Raw genomic sequence first — 17,720 nt, forward strand, 5'->3', positions numbered from 1 at the left:
ATCGGTCTTTGTTGCGCCTCTCATAATCGCGGATGCGCCGCGGAACAACCGGAAATGCAAGTGCAGCAACGGAGAGAGCATGAAGGCCGGGGATTTTATAACAGATGTCATGCATTCCGTTGCCTTTCTCAGCCGCCTGCCCGTTCCCTCGCGGTTTTTCGCTGATGCCGACGGCGTGTCGATGCGCCGCACCGCCCGCGCCTTTCCCGCCGCCGGCCTGCTGATCGCCCTGCCCGCCGCTTTCCTAGTGGTGGTTTTCGCAGCCTTCGACGCCTCTCCGCAGCTCACGGGCTGGCTCGTCATCGGCCTGACGGCGCTCATCACGGGTGCGCTGCACGAAGACGGCCTGGCCGACATGGCCGACGGTTTCGGCAGCGGCAAGGACAGGGCCCGCATGCTCGAAATCATGAAGGACAGCCGCATCGGCAGCTATGGCACGATCGCCATGGTCCTATCCTTTGCGCTCCGCGCCACCGCGCTCGCCTCGCTGATCGAGACGCTGCCGGCAAAAACCGCCGCCGCCGCCCTGATCGCCGCGCTTGTCCTGAGCCGCGCCCTGATGGTGTGGCACTGGCAGTCGCTACCCGCAGCAAAAACCTCCGGCATCGCCGCCGGCGCCGGCCAGCCGGGCACAAGCGAGCGCAACATCGCGCTGGTGATCGGGCTGCTGCTTTTCACACTCTTCACGCTGCACGCCCTGCCGCTCCTGTCGATTGCCCTTGTGCTGGCGGCAGCCATTCTGGCGGCCGTGCTTTTCGGCAGGCTCTGCGACAGGAAGATCGGCGGCCATACCGGCGACACTATCGGCGCCTGCCAGCAGATCACGGAGATCGTTACTCTCGTCGCTCTTGCTCTTGCGGCCTGACGGCCTGATATAGATCCCTATGGAAACACCCTGCATCCATATCTGCCGCCTCGACGCGACCAACAGCCTCTGCATCGGCTGCGGCCGCACGCTGGATGAAATCGGCGACTGGGCAGGCTATAGCGACGAGAAGCGCCGCAAGATCATGCGGCGGCTGCCGCAAAGACTGGCAAATGTGAGCGAGACCGCCAAGGAGACGCATACCGCATGAACAGGCTGACCATCGTTCTCCTCCTGCTGGCCGTGGGTCTCGGCCTGCTTCTCATCAATCACGACGGCGGCCGCACACTCGGCATCGACAATGACCAATTCGCCCACGTCCTTTATCTTGTGCCCATTGCCGGTCTCCTGTCGGCAGGCATTCTGGCGGGAAGACGCGGCAGTTTCGGCACTGTCATCCGCCAGCTCGCCGTCTGGCTCGTCATCATCCTCGGCCTCGTGTCGCTTTATCTCTATCGCTACGATCTGCAATCCTTCGGCGACCGGCTGCTCGGCGGCCTGATGCCCGGTCGCGCCGTGGTGGTGACGACATCAGGCGGTGAACAGGAAATCGTGCTGCATAAATCGATGAGTGGGCATTTCGAGGCGAATGTCACCGTCGAGGGCAAGACGATCCACATGCTGGTCGATACGGGCGCAAGCTCGGTGGTGCTCGCCAATGCGGATGCGGCCGCAATCGGCATCGACACCACAAACCTCCGCTATACCGTCCCTGTCATGACCGCAAATGGCCGCACGGCGGCGGCCCCCGTCACGCTCTCCGAAATCGGCATCGGCCCCATCGCCAGGCGCAACATCCCCGCCCTCGTCGCGCAGGACGGCCAATTGGGCCAGAGCCTGCTCGGCATGAGCTTCCTGTCGACCCTCGGTTCGCTGCAGATGCAGACCGATGAATTGCGGTTGCGCGACCGGTAAGCTCGGGCCTTTGAGATTCATTCGCCGGCTTTCGGCACCAACCATTGGCGCCGGAAAGGAAATACCTCATCGCGGCGGCAATCGGGATATTCTTTTCGCGCATAGGGGTGACGGCAGGCCATTGCCCCCTTGATTCCTTCCCATTTGATAATTTATGTTGGTGCTGTTCTCAGGGCGGGGTGTAATTCCCCACCGGCGGTATCGGGATCTTCCCGGAGCCCGCGAGCGCTTCCGGTCTCCAAAGCCGGAAGGTCAGCAGATCCGGTGAGAGGCCGGAGCCGACGGTATAGTCCGGATGGAAGAGGACAAGGCATAAGACGCCCGCGCGTGAGCGCGGCTTCGCATTGCATTGTTCGCCCAAGGGATATTTGGCGCTTCTTGAAGCGCGAAAATGCCGCAAAACGGCATAACCCCTTGAAAGGCTTGAAATAGAATGACCATTGCTAAAATTGAAGACGCGATCGATGCCATTTCCCGTGGCGAGATGGTGATTGTGGTTGACGATGAAGACCGCGAAAACGAAGGCGATATCATCGCCGCTTCCGACAGCATCACTCCGCAACAGATCGCTTTCATGATGAACCATGCGCGCGGGCTGGTCTGCGTCGCCATGCCGGGCGAGCGCCTCGACGCGCTCGACATTCCGCTGATGGTGTCGCGCAACACCGAATCTCTCAAGACGGCCTTCACCGTCTCGGTGGACTATATTCCGGGCACCACGACAGGCATTTCCGCCGCCGACCGGGCAGAGACGGTGCGTGCGCTGGTGTCGGAGGGTTCGCGCCCGGAAGACTTCGCCCGCCCCGGCCACATCTTCCCGCTGCGCGCCAATCCGCAAGGCGTTCTCGGCCGCACCGGCCACACGGAAGCAGCCGTGGACCTCTGCCGCCTTGCCGGGAAATTCCCGTCCGGCACCATCTGCGAAGTCGCCAATGACGACGGCACCATGGCCCGCCTGCCACAGCTCGAAGTCTTCGCCGAACGCCACGGCCTGCTCGTCGTGACGATCAAGGATCTCGTTGCTTACCTCAAGGGCGAGGTTGTCGAGGACGTGGTGCAGAAGCAGGTTGCGTGAGCTGCTGCTCGTGTTGTGAGTACGAAAACGCCCGGCGCAAGCCGGGCGTATGCCTGAAATTCGACGTCATCCTCGGGCTTGACCCGAGGATCCACAACGCGACGTGACATGGATCCTCGGGTCAAGCCCGAGGATGACGTGGCGTATGTTGAAACGCCGGCTGATCCCGGCGTTTGGTCGATCCAACAATAAACCTCAGCGCTCGCGCGCCGGCACCAAAAACCCTACCAGCAGCAGAAACCACCATCCACCAGCAGGTCCACGCCCGTCACAAAGCTCGCCGCATCTGACAGCAGGAAGATCGCCGGCCCGACCATCTCATCCACGCCTGCCATGCGCTGCATTGGCGTCTGTTCTTCGAACAGCTTGGTCTGGTGCACCATTTCCGGCCGCGTATTCATCGGTGTTGCCGTATAACCCGGCGAGATGGTGTTGACGCGAATGCCGCGCCCCACCCACTCCATCGCCATGGATTTCGACATGTGGATGACGCCGGCCTTCGAGGCGTTGTAATGGCACTGCATCAGCCCGCGATTGACGATGACGCCGGACATGGAGGCGATGTTGACGATCGCACCACGGCCGTTCTTCAGCATGGCATTGGCTTCCGCCTGGCAGGACAGGAAAACGCCCTTCAGGTTGATGTCCATCATCGTCTGGAACTGGCTTTCCTCCATCTCCTCGGCCGGATTGGCATTGGCGATGCCGGCGGCATTGACGGCGAGTGAAAGCGCGCCAAGCTCGGCCTCAGTACGCGCAACCGCTTCAGTCAATGCCTGCTTGCTGGTGACGTCAGCCGCAATCTGGATCGACTTGCGCCCGGCCTTGGCGATAAAATCGGCCGTCTGCGCAAGACCGTCATCGGTGCGGCGATCAAGCAGCGCGACATTGGCGCCGGACTGGGCAAGCGCCATGGCGATGCGCTGGCCGATGCCGGAGCCGGCGCCGGTGACAAGCGCCACCTGGCCGGAAAGATCGAACAGTTTCGGCGCGTTGAGCGTGATGGTGGACATCGGTATTTCCTTCTTCAGATGGTTGCCAGTTCCATGACCGAGACGTCGTTTGCTTCGTCACGGTTGAGGATGCCGGCCTGTTTTCCCTGCGCGAGCACGAGGATGCGGTTCGATACGCCCAGCACTTCCTCGAGATCGGAACTGACGACGATGACGGCCACGCCGCTTTTCGCCAGACCGGCGATAATATCGTAAATGCCCGCGCGTGCGCCGACATCGATGCCGCGGGTCGGCTCGTCCAGCACCACCACGCGCGGATTGCGGGCAAGCCATTTGGCAATGACCACCTTCTGCTGGTTGCCACCGGAAAGATCCGACGCCGGCTGTTCGCTGCGGCCCTTCACCCCGAATTTGGCGATGGCTTCCCTGGTAAAGGCGCGCTTGATACGCGGCGTGATCCAGCCGGTGCCGACGCGGTCGAGATTGGCGTAGATCAGGTTTTCACCGATCTCGTGCTCCACCACCAGCCCCTGCAATTTGCGGTCTTCCGGCACCATGACGATGCCCTTCTCTATCGCGTCCGCCGGGCTTTTCAGCGTCAGCACATTGCCATCCAGCAGTACCTCACCCGCACTCGTCGGGTCGGCACCGGAAATCGCCCGCACCAGCTCGGTGCGTCCCGCCCCGATAAGACCGGCGATACCAAGGATTTCGCCGGCGCGAACGCCGAAGCTGATGTCGCGGAAGGCATTGGTCGCGCCGGTCAGCCCTTTGACCTCCAGCACCACCTTGTCCTGCGGTTCCGGCAACGCCGGGAACAGGCGCTCCAGCGAGCGGCCGACCATGCTTTCAACGATGGTACGCACCGGCGTCGCGCTATCGGCAAATTCATGCACGCGCTCGCCATCGCGCAACACCACAATGCGGTCGGTGATCTGTTTGATCTCTTCCATGCGGTGGGAAATGTAGATGATGCCGACGCCCTCGGCGCGCAGCTTGCGCACCTGCTCAAACAGCGCCTGCGTTTCCGCACCGCCAAGTGCCGCCGTCGGCTCATCGAGGATCAGAAGTTTCGCGTCCAGCGCCAGCGCCTTGGCGATTTCGATCAGCTGCTGGTTGGCGGTGGAAAGGCCGGCCACCTTGCGGGTGGCGGGAATGTGGAGATTGAGGCGCGCCAGCTGCTGCTGGGCTCTGCGCACCATCTCGGCGCGGTCGATAACGCCGTTCTTCATCAGCCAGCGGCCGATGAAGACATTTTCAGCGATGGAAAGCTCCGGCAGAAGCTTCAGCTCCTGATGGATGAGCACGATGCCCTTGTCGATCGCCTCGCGCGGCGATGCAGGCGCGTAAGGCTGTCCAAGCCATGTCATCTTGCCCTCGGACGGCTCACGCGAACCGGCGATGATACCTGACAGCGTGGACTTGCCCGCGCCGTTTTCACCCAGCAACGCCACCACTTCGCCCGGATAGACATCGAGATCGACGGCTTTCAGAACCTCAAGCGGACCATAACGTTTGCTGATGCCACGGAGCGAAAGAACCGGATCGCGCATGACGGGACCTCCCAGGACACATAAGCAGCGGCAATGCTCAAGCCTTGCGTCCGAAATAACCTAAAGACAAACCAGTGAATGCCCCGCGCATCCCATGGGTCGCGCGGGGCAGCAGGATCAGGGATGGTTCGCGATGAAGCCTTCGACATTTTCCTTTGTCGTCAGCGTCGCATCGGAGAGCTGCACGGCCGGAACCTTCTCACCGCCGACGATCTTGACGGCCATTTCGACAGCCATGCGGCCCATCTTCTGGGTCTGCTGCGTCGCGGTCACGTCGAAGACGCCGTTCTTCAGCGCCTCAAGGGCTGCCGTATCGCCATCGAAGCCGCCAACGACGATCTTCTGCGAAGGGTTGGCGACCTTGATTGCCTGCGCCGCGCCGAGCGCCAGACCGTCGGCCTGTGCAAAGACGATGGAAACATCCGGATTGGCCTGCAGCATGTTCTGCATGATCTGGAAGCCTTCATCCTGGCTCCACATGTTGGACCACTGTTCGGCAACAACCTTCACGCCGGAATTGGCCTTGACCGATTCCATGCAGCCCTTGGTACGGTCAACTTCCGGCGTCGTACCCTTCTGGCCGTGGATGATGACCATCTTGCCGGCACCACCGGCCTGCTTGATGATGTAATCGCAGACGGCCTTGGCGGAAGCGACGGAATCGGTGGCAAGGAAGGTATCGCCCGGTGCGCCATCGGCATTGCGGTCGATGTTGATGACCGGCACGCCTGCGGCTTTCGCCAGCTTCACCGGAACGGTGGCGGCAGCGGCGCCAGCAGGAATATAGATCAGCGCGTCGATGTTCTGGGTCAGAAGATCCTGGATCTGGTTGACCTGCGTGGGGCCATCGCCCTTGGCATCCACGGTGACGACGGCAATGCCACGCGTCTTGGCTTCAGCTTCGACGGCCTGCTTGATCTGGTTGAAGAAGTTCGCCTGCAGATTGGCGACGGCAAGGCCGATCTTCTTGACTTCGGCGGCGTTGGCCTGGCCGAGCGACAGGGCGAGAAGGGCGGCGGATGTCAGCAGAATGCGTGAAAATTTCATGATTATTCCTCCATTTGTTGATTGTTGACCTTCGGGCAGATCGAACCTCCTCCCCTCCGGCCGTTTTTCACGCCTCCCATGCCGGGAGGGTCGTTTATTGCGCGGACGGCTCTTCGCCATCCGCAGGCAAATTCAGCTTCTGCGGCGACGCAAGGTTTCAGCGCCCACGGCCAGCACGATGACCACACCGATGATGACCTGCTGCAAAAAGGGAGAGACGTTGAGCAGATTGAGGCCGTTGCGCAGCACGCCGATGATCAGCACGCCGATCAGGGTGCCGCCAATGCCGCCCGCACCGCCCGAAAGCGAGGTTCCGCCGATGACGACGGCCGCAATCGTATCCAGCTCGTAACCGAAACCGCTGGAGGGCTGCACCGAGTCGAGACGTGCCGCAAGAACGATGCCGGCCAGACCGGCCAGAACCGCGCAGGCCACATAAACGCAGATGGTGACCAGCGGCACGTTGATGCCGGCAAGACGCGCCACTTCAGGATTACCGCCGACCGCATAGACCGTGCGGCCTTCGGAGCGGAAACGCAGGAAAATCCAGGTAACAAGCACAACGACCAGCATCAGCAGCACGGTTGCCGTCAGCACGCCGAAATGGCGTTCAATCGCCAGCATCATGAACCAGTCAGGGAAACCGACGATCTGCTGTCCATCGGTGATCATATTGGCGAGACCGCGCGCCACCGACATCATCGCCAGCGTGGCAATGAAAGCAGGCACCCGAAAGGCCGTCACCAGAATACCGACCACGAGGCCGCAGGCGGCAGAGGCGACAAGCGCCAGCACGATGGCCATGCCCATCGGCATGCCCGCGACATTGGCCGTCCAGCCCATGATCATCATAGACAGCGCCAGCACCGAGCCGACGGACAGATCGATGCCGCCAAGCAGGATCACGAAGGTCATTCCGACGGCCATGATGCCGAGAACGGTGATCTGGTCGAGAATGTTGAGCCCGTTTCGGAGCGACAGAAAGTTCTCGCTGGCGAAAGTCAAAAAGACACACAGCAGCAGCAGGCCCAAAAGCGGTCCGGTCGCACCACTCAGCCAGGCAAGCGGGCTCCTGGTGTGCGTGACCCCCTCATTGCGTTCAAGCGCGGACATGGCTCCTCCCGATGACTGTCTTGCATTTTTTAAACCGATTAGAATAATTATTCATCATCGGTGAAACATGCATAAGCCAGTTGAGAGAAGCTTGTCAATAGGGCTTTCACGGCAATGCCGATACCGCCGGACGATAAACAATCCGCAATTCCATCTTGACAGAAACGCCACGTTTGCAATTATATAAATAGATGCATAAATATTCACACGCATGTTTTGAAGAGGATTCCATGCAGTCCCAGGAGCTAGAGCGCATTGCGCGCCAGATTCGCCTTCGCGACGTACAGGCTGTTTTTGAAGCGGGTGCGGGCCATGTCGGCGGCGAAATGTCGGCCATCGACATCATGACGGCCCTTTATTTCCGCGTCCTGCGCATCTGGCCGGATGATCCGAAGAACCCTGCCCGCGACCGCTTCGTGCTTTCCAAGGGCCATACGGCCTGCGCGCTGTATGTGACGCTGGCCAAGCGCGGCTTCATCCCGGAAGAGGAAATCTCGACCTTCCTGCAGCCGAATTCGCGCCTCAACGGCCATCCGAACTGTAACAAGGTGCCGGGTGTGGAAACCAATACCGGCCCGCTCGGCCACGGTCTGCCGGTTGCCGTCGGCATGGCCAAGGCGGCCAAGCTTTCCGGTGCGGACTACCACACCTATGTCATGACCGGCGACGGCGAGATGCAGGAAGGCTCCAACTGGGAAGCCATCATGTCCGCTGCGCAATTCGGCCTCAACAATCTGACGCTGATCGTCGATCACAACCGCTTCCAGCAGGGTGCGGCGCTTGCGGAAACCAACGATGTCGCGCCGCTTCGCCCGAAGCTCGAGGCTTTCGGCTGGGAAGTCAGCGAAATCAACGGCAACGCCATGGCGGAAGTCGTGCCGGCGCTGGAGCATCGCGGCAACCGCCCGCATTGCATCGTCGCCCACACCAACAAGGGTCACGGCATTTCCTTCATGCAGGACCGCGTTGACTGGCACCATAAGGTTCCGAGCAGGGAACAATATGAAATCGCCGTCAAAGAACTTTCGGAGACATTGTAATGAACGCGCCCGTAACCGCCGCCAAGCTTTATGACTGCCGCGACGCCTTCGCCGAAACGCTGGAAGTGCTGGCCGCTGGCAATGACAGGGTCGTCGCCGTCTGCAACGATTCGGTCGGCTCCTCGAAGCTCGGCGGCTTCAAGTCGAAATTCCCCGAGCGCCTCGTCAATGTCGGCATTGCCGAACAGAATATGGTCGGCGTCGGCGCCGGTCTCGCCAATGGCGGCCAGTTGCCCTTCGTCTGCGGCGCATCGTGCTTCCTCACCGGCCGCGCGTTGGAGCAGATCAAGGCTGACCTTGCCTATTCCAACGCCAATGTGAAGCTGATCGGCATCTCCTCGGGCATGGCCTATGGCGAACTCGGCCCGACGCATCATTCAATCGAAGATTTCGCCTGGACCCGCGTTCTGCCGAACCTGCCGGTCATCGCCCCCTGCGACCGCATCGAAACGGCCGCCGCCGTCAAATGGGCGGCGGACTATGCCGGCCCCTGCTTCCTGCGGCTGTCACGCGTCGGCGTGCCGGATCTGCTGCCGGAAGGCCATGTCTTCGAACTCGGCCGCGCCAACCTGCTGCGTGAAGGTTCCGACCTGACGCTGATCGCCAATGGCACGCTGACCCACCGCATCGTCAAGGCCGCCGATATTCTCGCCAGCCGTGGCGTCAAGGCGCGGGTGCTGAACATGGCGACCGTGCGACCCATCGATGAGGCGGCCATCGTCACTGCTGCGAAGGAAACCGGCGCGATCCTGACGGCCGAAGAACATTCGATCTTCGGCGGCCTCGGCTCCGCCATTGCCGAAGTCGTGGTCGATCAAGCCCCCGTGCCGATGAAACGTCTCGGCGTTCCCGGCGTCTTTGCCCACACCGGTTCCGCCGAATGGCTGCTGGATGAATTCGGCATGGCGCCGGCCGCCATTGCGGATGCGGCCGAAGTGCTGATCAAGAGAAAATAAAGTCTCCTCCCAGAGTCGTCGCGTGTCTTCGGATGCGCGGCGACACCCTTTCTGCAATATCGTCGTTTAATCGCCGCAAGGCGGAACGAAAACTGCCGACGAAAGACCCCCGTCATGCACGCCATTCTGTCCATCGATCAGGGCACCACCAATTCCAAGGCCATTCTCGTCTCGGAAAGCGGAGAGTTGCTGGCGCGCGGCTCATCACCCGTTGGCATTACCTATCCGCAGCCCGGCTGGGTGGAACAGGATCCGAACCGCATCTGGGCCTCGGTCCGTGAAGCGATTTCCGCCTGCCTCGCCGCCGCCCCCTCTGCCATCGATGTCGCCGCCATCGCCATTTCCAACCAGCGCGAATCCGTCACCATATGGGATGGCGAGACCGGCGAGCCGCTCGGCCCGGTGCTCAGCTGGCAGTGCCGAAGAACGGCGCAAGACTGCGCTGAGCTGATCGAGAAAGGCCATTCCGAGCGCGTCATGGCGCTGACCGGCCTGCCGATTGACCCCATGTTTCCCGGCGCAAAAATGCGCTGGCTTCTGGAGCGCGCGCCGAAGGGGCGCAGGCTCCGTGTCGGCACCATCGATAGCTGGCTCATCCATTGCTTCACCGGCGGCAAGGTGCATGCCTGCGACGCCTCCAACGCCGCCCGCAGCCAGGTGCTCGATCTCAACCGGCAGGTCTGGAGCGATGAGCTTTGCGAGCTCTTCGGCATCGATATCAACACCCTGCCCGATCTGCGCGACAGCAGCGGCGATTTTGGCACCACATCGGGCGTTCCCGGTATCAAGGACGGCACACCGATCCTCGCCGCCATCGGCGACAGCCACGCAGCCCTCTTCGGCCACGGCGCCTTCAACCCCGGCGATGGTAAGGTCACTTTCGGCACCGGCTCATCTGTGATGACCACCCTGCCGCATTTCATCGCGCCAGAACGCGGCATCACCACCACGGTCGCATGGCGGCTCGGCGGCAAACCGACCTTCGCCTTTGAAGGCAATATTCTCGTTTCGGCAGCCTCCCTGCCCTGGATGACGGAGATTCTCGGCCTGCCGGATGTCGCCGCGCTGGTGGAACTCGCCGCCACTACCGAGCCAAACGGTCCCGGTTTCGTGCCGGCCTTCGTTGGCCTCGGTGCACCCTATTGGGATACCAATGCGCGTGCATTGTTCTCGCAGATCAATTTCAGCACCACGCGTGCCCAGATGGCGCGCGCCGTCACCGACTCGATTGCCTTTCAGGTCCATGACGTCTTCGCCGCCATGCGCGCGCAGTCGCCTTCGGGTTTTGGACGGCTGTTCGTGGATGGCGGGCCGAGCCAGAATCGTTTCCTGATGCAATGCGTTGCCGACATGCTGCAACACCCCGTCATCCAGCGTGACGCGCCGGAAGCCTCGGCACTGGGTGCCGCCTATCTCGCCGGCCTCGCCCTCGGTGTCTGGAGCGATCTCGATGCCATCGCGGCGTTGAACAGCGACGGCAACACCATCGCGCCGTCCGCGAGCGAAAACAGCCAGCGGCTCAGCGTCTGGCGCGATGCGATTGCCCGCTCGACCTTGCCTGTAACCTCGGGTAATGGTGAATAAAAATTCACCCTGGAGGGCTTATGGGCAGGCTAAACGAACTTCGAATGATATCCCGCGTGGCGCAGATGTATTTCAGCGAGCACAAAAGGCAGGCGGAAATTGCGCAGCATCTCAACCTGTCGCAGGCCACCGTCTCGCGCATGTTGAAGCGTGCCGAGGCCGAAGGCATCGTCCGCACCAGCATCATTCCGCCGCCCGGCACCTATAGCGATCTGGAAGCGCAGCTGCGCGAACGTTTCGACCTGCCGGAAGCCATCGTTGTCGATTGCAGCGAGGATCGCGACGGTGCGATCATGGCCCGCATCGGCGAGGCAGCGGCCCATTTCCTCGAGGTGACGCTGTCGCAGAACGAGATCATCGGTGTTTCCAGCTGGAGCCAGACGATCTTCAAGATGGTGGAAAACATCCACCCGCTTAAAGGTGCCAAGGCGCGTTACATCGTCCAGACGCTGGGCGGCATGGGCGATCCTTCCGTGCAGACGCATGCGACCCAGATCACCACTAGACTGGCGCGGCTGACGGAAGCCGAACCGAAGCTGCTGCCGGTGCCGGGCGTCGCCACCTCGCGCGAAGCCAAGCTCTTGATGCTCGCCGATCCCTTCGTGCGCGAAACCATCGATCTTTTCGGGTCGATCACGCTCGCCATCGTCGGCGTCGGCGCGGTTGAACCATCGGAGCTTCTTGCCCGGTCCGGCAACATCTTTTCCGCCAAGGAACTGGCCGATCTCGCGCAGGCGGGTGCGGTGGGCGACATCTCGCTGCGCTTCTTTGACAAGCAAGGCAAACCGGTCAAGACGCCGCTCGACGACCGGGTCATCGGCCTGCCGCTGGAAAACCTCTCCAATGTCGACCGCGTCATTGCACTCGCCGGCGGCTCGAAAAAGACCGAGGCGATTGCCGGGGCACTCAGAACCGGTGTGATCGACGTGCTCGTCACCGATAAATTCACTGCCGAACGACTGGTCGGCCAGGAAACATAGCCAATATCCCATAAAGGAGGAGACATGAGGCGCTTTGAAGGTCAATCCGTATTCGTGACCGGAGGCAATAAGGGCATCGGATACGGCATCGCCCGCCGTTTTGCCGAGGAAGGCGCGAAAGTCGCCATCGCCTCTGTCGACAGGGACACCCATGACGCCGCCAGAAAACTGGCGGACGAAACTGGCGCGGTCACCCATGGCGTCATCCTCGATGTGCGTGATGCGGCAGCGGTGCGCGAGGCCTATGGTGCCGCCGAAGAAGCGATCGGCCCGCTGTCCATCTCCGTCCAGAATGCCGGCGTCATCACCATTTCCAAGATCGAGGAACTGACGCAGGAACAGTGGGATTTTAATCTCGACGTCAACACCAAGGGCGCGTTCCTCTGCTGCCAGGAGGCGATCCGCCGCTTCCGCGAAAGCGGCACCAAGGGCCGCCTCGTCAACACCGCTTCCGGCCAGGCGCGTCAGGGCTTCATCTATACCCCACATTATGCCGCCTCGAAGTTCGGCGTTATCGGCCTGACGCAAAGCCTTGCCAAGGAACTGGCGCCTGAGGGCATCACCGTCAACGCCATTTGCCCGGGCATCATCCACACCGAAATGTGGGACTATAACGATCGCGTCTGGGGCCAGATGCTGGGCGATTACAAGCCGGGCGAACTAATGGCCGAATGGGTGCGCAACATCCCCATGCGCCGCGCCGGAACGCCTGCCGAAGTGGCCGCACTGGTGGCGTTTCTGGCGTCCGACGATGCGGCATACATCACCGGCCAGACGATCAATGTCGACGGTGGGTTGATCATGTCTTGAGGGCTTATTAGCCTCTCCTTCGTCATCCTCGGGCTTGTCCCGAGGATCCATCCCCACGCAACCATGGATCCTCGGGTCAAGCCCGAGGATGACGGCACTGTAGAGAAGTCTTCAGTGACAAGCAGTAATCCGCAATGTCAGTTACGCAGCCGATACCCCGTCTTGAACATCCAGGCGACAACGCCAAGGCAGAGCCCCAGAAACAGCGTGATCATCGCAAGGCTGATGACGGGATTGACGTCGGCGATCTCGTAAAAGCTCCAGCGGAAACCGCTGATGAGATAAAGCACCGGGTTGAAATGGCTGACCGTCTGCCAGAAGGGCGGCAGCATGTCGATGGAATAGAAGCTGCCACCGAGGAAGGTCAATGGCGGCACCACCAGCATGGGAATGAGATTCAGCTGCTCGAAATTCGTCGCCCAGATGCCGATGATAAAACCGAACAGGCTGAAACTGACAGCCGTCAGCACGAAGAACAGGATCATCATGAATGGATGGGCAATGGTGATATCCACGAAGAACGACGCCGTTATCAGGATGATCGTGCCGATCATCAGCCCCTTGGTCGCCGCCGCTCCAACATAACCGGCGAGAATTTCCGTCATCGCCACCGGGGCGGAGAGGATTTCATAGACCGTACCGGTGAATTTCGGGAAATAGATACCGAAGGAGCCGTTGCCGATACATTGCGTCAGAAGCGTCAGCATGATGAGGCCGGGCGTTATGAAAGCGCCATAGGAAACCCCGCCAACCTCCTGAATCCGCGAACCGATGGCGGTTCCGAACACGATGAAATAAAGCGATGTGGAAATGACCGGCGACACCACGCTCTGCAGCAGGGTGCGACGCGTGCGCGCCATTTCGAACAGATAGATGGACTTGATGGCTTCGAAATTCATTTCTGGCCTCCGACCAGCGAAACGAAGATATCCTCAAGCGAGCTTTGCCGCGTGGAAATATCCTTGAAATGGATGTTGGCGGCGAAAAGGGCATTCAGAACATCGGCAATGCGGCTCTGCTCGCCATTATCCTCGATTTCGTAAGTAATGGTGCAGCCGTCCTCGGAAAGGCTAAGGCCGAAGGGCGCGAGGCTTTCCGGCAATGCCTGCACTGGCTGGGAAAGCTCGAGGAAAAGCTGCTTGCGGCCGAGTTTCTTCATCAGCGCCGTCTTTTCTTCCACCAGCAGCAATTCGCCGCCATTGATGACGCCCACCCGGTCGGCGATCTCTTCCGCCTCTTCGATATAATGCGTCGTGAGAATGATGGTGACGCCCTTGGCGCGCAGCTCGGAGACGACATTCCACATGTCACGGCGCAGCGCCACATCCACGCCCGCAGTCGGCTCGTCGAGGAACAGCACCTTCGGCTCGTGAGCTAGCGCCTTGGCGATCAGCACGCGTCGTTTCATGCCGCCGGAAAGCTCCCGCAGCATATTGTCCTTCTTGTTCCACAGCGACAGGGATTTGAGGATGCGCTCGATCAGTTCCGGGTTCTTTTTCTGTCCGTGCAGGCCGCGCGAAAAGCTGACGGTGTTCCACACCGTCTCGAACTGGTCGGTCGTCAACTCCTGCGGCACGAGGCCGATCAGGGCGCGGGTCTGGCGAAAATCCTTCACCACATCGTGCCCGCCGACGAGCACCGAACCTTCACCCGGATTGACGAGACCGCAGACGATGGAAATCAGCGTCGTCTTGCCGGCGCCATTCGGGCCCAGAAGGGCGAGGATTTCCCCTTCCCTGATATCGAGGCTGACACCTTTGAGCGCCTGAAAGCCATTTGCGTAGGATTTTGTCAGATTCCGTATCGAAACAATGGCATTCATGGCGAATCTTTCGAAAAACCGAGTAAGATGCACGCCATATAGGCCGTAGAATGCGCAAATGCCAGCCCGGAGGCCTGAACACTGCGTTCGGCGATTGAGGAAAATCAGCCGTAGACGCTATAGAAAAACTGCGCGGCGACGAAGACCAGAAACAGCCCGAACGCCCGCTCCAGCTGCTTCTTGCTGAGCGCGTGCGCCAGCCGTGCCCCATAGGGCGCGACCACGAGAGTAATGGGGATCAGCAGCACCACGGCGATCCAGTTGATGAAGCCGGTGGAAAAAGGCGGCAAGCCCGGTTCACCCCAGCCGGCCCAGATGTAACCCAGAAGGCCCGGCAGCGAAATCAGCACGCCGACACCGGAGGAAGTCGCAACCGCCTGATGGATGGTGCGTCCGTAGAGCGTCATGAAGGTATTGTTCATCACCCCGCCGCCCACGCCCATCAGGCCGGAAAAGAGCCCAATGCCGGTGCCGACCAGAAAACGGCCCGGATTTTTCGGCAGGTCGGAACCGAGATGCCAGCTTGCCCGGTTGAAGATCATCCGGAAGGCGAGCGCCAGCGCGATGAAGGCGAAGATCAGACGGAGCGCGACGCTGGAGGCATAGGCGGCGACGACGGAGGCGAGGATGGTGCCGAGCGGCACGGCAATGATCCAGCCCTTCAGCAGATCGACATCGACCGCGCCTTTCTGGCGATGCGTCAGGAACGAGCGGATGGAGGTGGGCACGATGATTGCAAGCGACGTGCCGAGCGAAAGATGCATGCGCACCGCGTCGGGCACATCCAGAAGCCCGAAGACCTGGTAGAAGACGGGCACCAGCACCGCGCCGCCGCCAATGCCGAACAGCCCCGCCAAAAGGCCTGCAACCACACCTGCCGCCGCAAGCGCCGCAGCAAAGATCATCAGCTCTGAAACAGGGGGCATGAAAGCAGGCTCCCGGGGGCCGTTGTCACAAACATGTGACGCTCATAGCGTATCAGAAGAGCGCGGCAAGCCATGTTGGCCGCAGGTCGGTACGGCGCGATGTCTTTTGCCGCTATCCGCGCCGGATGGACCACTCCGTGGGATCGTTTTCCCATTGCATGCCCTTGCAAAGACGCCGATATCCCCCCGATAAGGCAGTCTTTTTCACCGGCCTTCGGGCCGGTCTTTTTTTGTGCGCATGTGACGGACAGCTATCGAACCAGCGCAGAGAGAGAAACATCCCCAACCTTCGTCATTCCCGCTCTCCCCCAGAATCCGCAGCCTATGTCATCGGCGGCAGACTGATGACATGTTGCCCTACATATTCGACGTCATCCTCGGCCTTGTGCCGAGGATCTGCCAACCTATTGCCAATCGCGACGTTGCAGATGCTCGGGACAGGCCCGAGCATGACGGAGGAGGCGTTTTCAAAGTCAGCCATGAGCCTCCAACGGCAGGACTTAATCGCAATGCCTGTAACCTGACTTGCGCGTGCGCAGGTCGAAGTGAAAATGGTTCCAGTGGTTGGGATCGCTGCCCGGCCCGAGAACGGTCGAGAAATATTTACAGCTGTCCGATCTGACAGCCTTCAGCAGCGCCTTTTCGCGGAAAGCGAAGAAGCTCTTCTTGCGAACATCGATTTCCTTGCCGTTCTTCAGCGTGATGGTGCCGATATCGATGGCATTACCGCGTGCGTGTTCCGACCACGGATTGCTGGAGCGCGAATTCATCTTGCGGCAGGAATATCCGCCCATCGGCGTGATGCGGCCGACGCCGGAGAGATAACGGAAGCGCGAGGATGGCACGAGTTCAAACTTCACCCATTTCGCAAAGGCAAGCGTGACCTGACAATTGAGCTTCACCGCCGGCCGGACGGCGACGCCGCTGGCAAGACCGCTGAGTTCGATCGGATAGTCGATACCGCAGGTCGGACCATCGGCAATACGCGCGACATCACGGAAAGCGACACCGAGGCGGCGCAGTTCAGAGCGGCAGGCAACTTCGGAAGGTGGCATGACGCCGGGCGGCATGGACCGGTTGCTTTGCAGCCCGCCACCCGCCATCGGATTATCAGGCATCAGCATGGCCACTTCTTCCACCGGCTGACGACGGGAAGAGGCGCCGAGCGGCGGCGGTGGGACGAGCCGAGATTGGCTGGCCCGTTGCGTCTGGCGGGCCGGAGGCACGGCCACGGGATTATCCGTGCCGATACCATCCACCACCGGCTGCACCGAAGCGCCTTCGGCGATATCCGCATCCTGTTCTTCGGCAAGTCCGCGAACCGGCTCCACGCCCAGCATGGAATCCATGTTCACACCGCCCTCGCCTTCGGCGATGTGGTTGCTGGCCATCTGCTGCGCGGGCATCGTCTGGCCCTGCATGGTCTGCGCCGGTGCAGCCGTATGGCCGCTGGCCGCCATGCGCGCCTGATGCTGGGAATCGAGTGTCGAATAACCCTGCCCGCCCTGCGGCGATTGCAGCAGGGGATCCTGCGAAGCGTAAGGCTCCGGCATCGGCTGTGAAACGGCGGCAGGATAATCGGTACCCTGCCCGGCCTGCTCGGCCTGATACACCGCACCCGCCGGCGCGCTGTAACCCTGCTGCCGCGAGGAGCGGATGGCGCTGACGCGCGTGGTGCCGTCCACTTCCGCCGGCGGCACGAGGCCTTCCGCCGAACACGACACCATGACCGTGGAAATCAACAGCAACGTCACAAGACGACGCGGAAGGGAAACATACGCCATACGAGAACCTGTACCTTCAGCGGCCGCTATTGGCGGCAATACAGGCTAAATTTTAAAGAAATGAGGTAAACGAAACCTTATTGGTTGCGGGAAATAACGAATGATGTGTTTCGTGGAACGGGGAATGGAGACGGGCCGACCGAAATTACGTCGATGGCAATGACGAAAATGCTGAGACCTCTCCTCGGTCATCCTCGGGCTCGATGTAAAGACCGGAGACATCCCTGACAGATGTTCGGAGACATCCCTGACAGTTTCATGGGTTTTCGAGGTTTATTTCTGCGACCTGAGTTGCGC

At 61.0% G+C, this 17,720-nt stretch carries 17 protein-coding genes and 1 riboswitch; of the genes, 9 read left to right on the forward strand and 8 right to left on the reverse strand.

What is annotated here, in order from left to right:
* The first annotated feature begins 79 nt into the window (after positions 1-79).
* From ACIQUH_RS16420 to ribB, 4 genes are all read left to right on the forward strand, one after another.
* Positions 80-865, forward strand: a complete 786-nt coding sequence (locus ACIQUH_RS16420) for an adenosylcobinamide-GDP ribazoletransferase (RefSeq protein WP_400816902.1) — start codon at positions 80-82, stop codon at positions 863-865.
* Positions 866-884: 19 nt separating this feature from the next.
* Positions 885-1,076, forward strand: a complete 192-nt coding sequence (locus tag ACIQUH_RS16425; RefSeq protein WP_400816904.1) for a DUF1289 domain-containing protein — start codon at positions 885-887, stop codon at positions 1,074-1,076.
* Entirely contained in the window at positions 1,073-1,780 is a 708-nt protein-coding gene (locus tag ACIQUH_RS16430; protein ID WP_400816906.1) for a TIGR02281 family clan AA aspartic protease, read from the forward strand. The genes ACIQUH_RS16425 and ACIQUH_RS16430 overlap by 4 nt, the downstream gene beginning before the upstream one ends.
* 161 nt (positions 1,781-1,941) lie before the next feature.
* A riboswitch (FMN riboswitch) is annotated at positions 1,942-2,091 on the forward strand.
* Between the two features lie 122 nt (positions 2,092-2,213).
* Entirely contained in the window at positions 2,214-2,855 is a 642-nt protein-coding gene (ribB, locus tag ACIQUH_RS16435; RefSeq protein WP_080816685.1) for a 3,4-dihydroxy-2-butanone-4-phosphate synthase, read from the forward strand.
* Positions 2,856-3,079: 224 nt separating this feature from the next.
* On the opposite strand, the gene ACIQUH_RS16440 is transcribed toward ribB, so the two are convergent.
* From ACIQUH_RS16440 to ACIQUH_RS16455, 4 genes are all read right to left on the reverse strand, one after another.
* Positions 3,080-3,868: an SDR family oxidoreductase gene (locus ACIQUH_RS16440; protein WP_400816909.1), complete on the reverse strand. Its 789-nt coding sequence runs from the start codon at positions 3,866-3,868 to the stop codon at positions 3,080-3,082.
* Positions 3,869-3,882: 14 nt separating this feature from the next.
* Complete coding sequence (locus tag ACIQUH_RS16445) at positions 3,883-5,361, reverse strand: sugar ABC transporter ATP-binding protein (protein WP_400816911.1); 1,479 nt, start codon at positions 5,359-5,361, stop codon at positions 3,883-3,885.
* A 117-nt stretch (positions 5,362-5,478) separates the two neighbouring features.
* Positions 5,479-6,408, reverse strand: a complete 930-nt coding sequence (locus tag ACIQUH_RS16450; RefSeq protein WP_400816913.1) for a sugar ABC transporter substrate-binding protein — start codon at positions 6,406-6,408, stop codon at positions 5,479-5,481.
* A 132-nt stretch (positions 6,409-6,540) separates the two neighbouring features.
* A complete protein-coding gene (locus ACIQUH_RS16455; protein ID WP_127758017.1) occupies positions 6,541-7,521 on the reverse strand; it encodes an ABC transporter permease in 981 nt (326 codons plus the stop codon).
* A 230-nt stretch (positions 7,522-7,751) separates the two neighbouring features.
* On the opposite strand from ACIQUH_RS16455, the gene ACIQUH_RS16460 reads away from it, so the two are divergent.
* The 5 genes from ACIQUH_RS16460 (at position 7,752) to ACIQUH_RS16480 (ending at position 12,891) form a co-directional block, all read left to right on the forward strand.
* A complete protein-coding gene (locus tag ACIQUH_RS16460) occupies positions 7,752-8,561 on the forward strand; it encodes a transketolase (protein WP_400816916.1) in 810 nt (269 codons plus the stop codon).
* Positions 8,561-9,517: a transketolase family protein gene (locus ACIQUH_RS16465; RefSeq protein ID WP_400816918.1), complete on the forward strand. Its 957-nt coding sequence runs from the start codon at positions 8,561-8,563 to the stop codon at positions 9,515-9,517. Before ACIQUH_RS16460 ends, ACIQUH_RS16465 begins: the two co-directional genes overlap by 1 nt.
* Positions 9,518-9,631: 114 nt before the next feature.
* Complete coding sequence (locus tag ACIQUH_RS16470; RefSeq protein WP_400816920.1) at positions 9,632-11,101, forward strand: FGGY family carbohydrate kinase; 1,470 nt, start codon at positions 9,632-9,634, stop codon at positions 11,099-11,101.
* Between the two features lie 20 nt (positions 11,102-11,121).
* Positions 11,122-12,081 (forward strand): sugar-binding transcriptional regulator, encoded by a 960-nt coding sequence (locus ACIQUH_RS16475; protein ID WP_400816922.1) that lies wholly within the window; start codon positions 11,122-11,124, stop codon positions 12,079-12,081.
* Positions 12,082-12,105: 24 nt separating this feature from the next.
* Complete coding sequence (locus ACIQUH_RS16480; protein ID WP_400816924.1) at positions 12,106-12,891, forward strand: SDR family oxidoreductase; 786 nt, start codon at positions 12,106-12,108, stop codon at positions 12,889-12,891.
* Positions 12,892-13,028: 137 nt separating this feature from the next.
* On the opposite strand, the gene ACIQUH_RS16485 is transcribed toward ACIQUH_RS16480, so the two are convergent.
* The 4 genes from ACIQUH_RS16485 to ACIQUH_RS16500 form a co-directional block, all read right to left on the reverse strand.
* Positions 13,029-13,790: an ABC transporter permease gene (locus tag ACIQUH_RS16485; RefSeq protein ID WP_400816926.1), complete on the reverse strand. Its 762-nt coding sequence runs from the start codon at positions 13,788-13,790 to the stop codon at positions 13,029-13,031.
* A complete protein-coding gene (locus ACIQUH_RS16490) occupies positions 13,787-14,713 on the reverse strand; it encodes an ABC transporter ATP-binding protein (protein WP_400816928.1) in 927 nt (308 codons plus the stop codon). The genes ACIQUH_RS16485 and ACIQUH_RS16490 overlap by 4 nt, the downstream gene beginning before the upstream one ends.
* 104 nt (positions 14,714-14,817) lie before the next feature.
* Positions 14,818-15,639 (reverse strand): sulfite exporter TauE/SafE family protein, encoded by an 822-nt coding sequence (locus ACIQUH_RS16495; protein ID WP_400816930.1) that lies wholly within the window; start codon positions 15,637-15,639, stop codon positions 14,818-14,820.
* 500 nt (positions 15,640-16,139) lie between these two features.
* Positions 16,140-17,423, reverse strand: coding sequence for an extensin family protein (locus ACIQUH_RS16500; RefSeq protein WP_400816932.1), 1,284 nt, complete (start codon positions 17,421-17,423; stop codon positions 16,140-16,142).
* Between the last annotated feature and the right edge of the window lie 297 nt (positions 17,424-17,720).

This window comes from Agrobacterium sp. NPDC090283 (assembly GCF_044769685.1).
Classification (GTDB): domain Bacteria; phylum Pseudomonadota; class Alphaproteobacteria; order Rhizobiales; family Rhizobiaceae; genus Agrobacterium.

Coding starts and splice junctions, on each gene's coding strand:
- ACIQUH_RS16420 (WP_400816902.1), top strand. CDS start 80: ATGAAGGCCGGGGATTTTATAACAGATGTCATGCATTCCGTTGCCTTT.
- ACIQUH_RS16425 (WP_400816904.1), top strand. CDS start 885: ATGGAAACACCCTGCATCCATATCTGCCGCCTCGACGCGACCAACAGC.
- ACIQUH_RS16430 (WP_400816906.1), top strand. CDS start 1,073: ATGAACAGGCTGACCATCGTTCTCCTCCTGCTGGCCGTGGGTCTCGGC.
- ribB (WP_080816685.1), top strand. CDS start 2,214: ATGACCATTGCTAAAATTGAAGACGCGATCGATGCCATTTCCCGTGGC.
- ACIQUH_RS16440 (WP_400816909.1), bottom strand. CDS start 3,868: ATGTCCACCATCACGCTCAACGCGCCGAAACTGTTCGATCTTTCCGGC.
- ACIQUH_RS16445 (WP_400816911.1), bottom strand. CDS start 5,361: ATGCGCGATCCGGTTCTTTCGCTCCGTGGCATCAGCAAACGTTATGGT.
- ACIQUH_RS16450 (WP_400816913.1), bottom strand. CDS start 6,408: ATGAAATTTTCACGCATTCTGCTGACATCCGCCGCCCTTCTCGCCCTG.
- ACIQUH_RS16455 (WP_127758017.1), bottom strand. CDS start 7,521: ATGTCCGCGCTTGAACGCAATGAGGGGGTCACGCACACCAGGAGCCCG.
- ACIQUH_RS16460 (WP_400816916.1), top strand. CDS start 7,752: ATGCAGTCCCAGGAGCTAGAGCGCATTGCGCGCCAGATTCGCCTTCGC.
- ACIQUH_RS16465 (WP_400816918.1), top strand. CDS start 8,561: ATGAACGCGCCCGTAACCGCCGCCAAGCTTTATGACTGCCGCGACGCC.
- ACIQUH_RS16470 (WP_400816920.1), top strand. CDS start 9,632: ATGCACGCCATTCTGTCCATCGATCAGGGCACCACCAATTCCAAGGCC.
- ACIQUH_RS16475 (WP_400816922.1), top strand. CDS start 11,122: ATGGGCAGGCTAAACGAACTTCGAATGATATCCCGCGTGGCGCAGATG.
- ACIQUH_RS16480 (WP_400816924.1), top strand. CDS start 12,106: ATGAGGCGCTTTGAAGGTCAATCCGTATTCGTGACCGGAGGCAATAAG.
- ACIQUH_RS16485 (WP_400816926.1), bottom strand. CDS start 13,790: ATGAATTTCGAAGCCATCAAGTCCATCTATCTGTTCGAAATGGCGCGC.
- ACIQUH_RS16490 (WP_400816928.1), bottom strand. CDS start 14,713: ATGAATGCCATTGTTTCGATACGGAATCTGACAAAATCCTACGCAAAT.
- ACIQUH_RS16495 (WP_400816930.1), bottom strand. CDS start 15,639: ATGCCCCCTGTTTCAGAGCTGATGATCTTTGCTGCGGCGCTTGCGGCG.
- ACIQUH_RS16500 (WP_400816932.1), bottom strand. CDS start 17,423: ATGGCGTATGTTTCCCTTCCGCGTCGTCTTGTGACGTTGCTGTTGATT.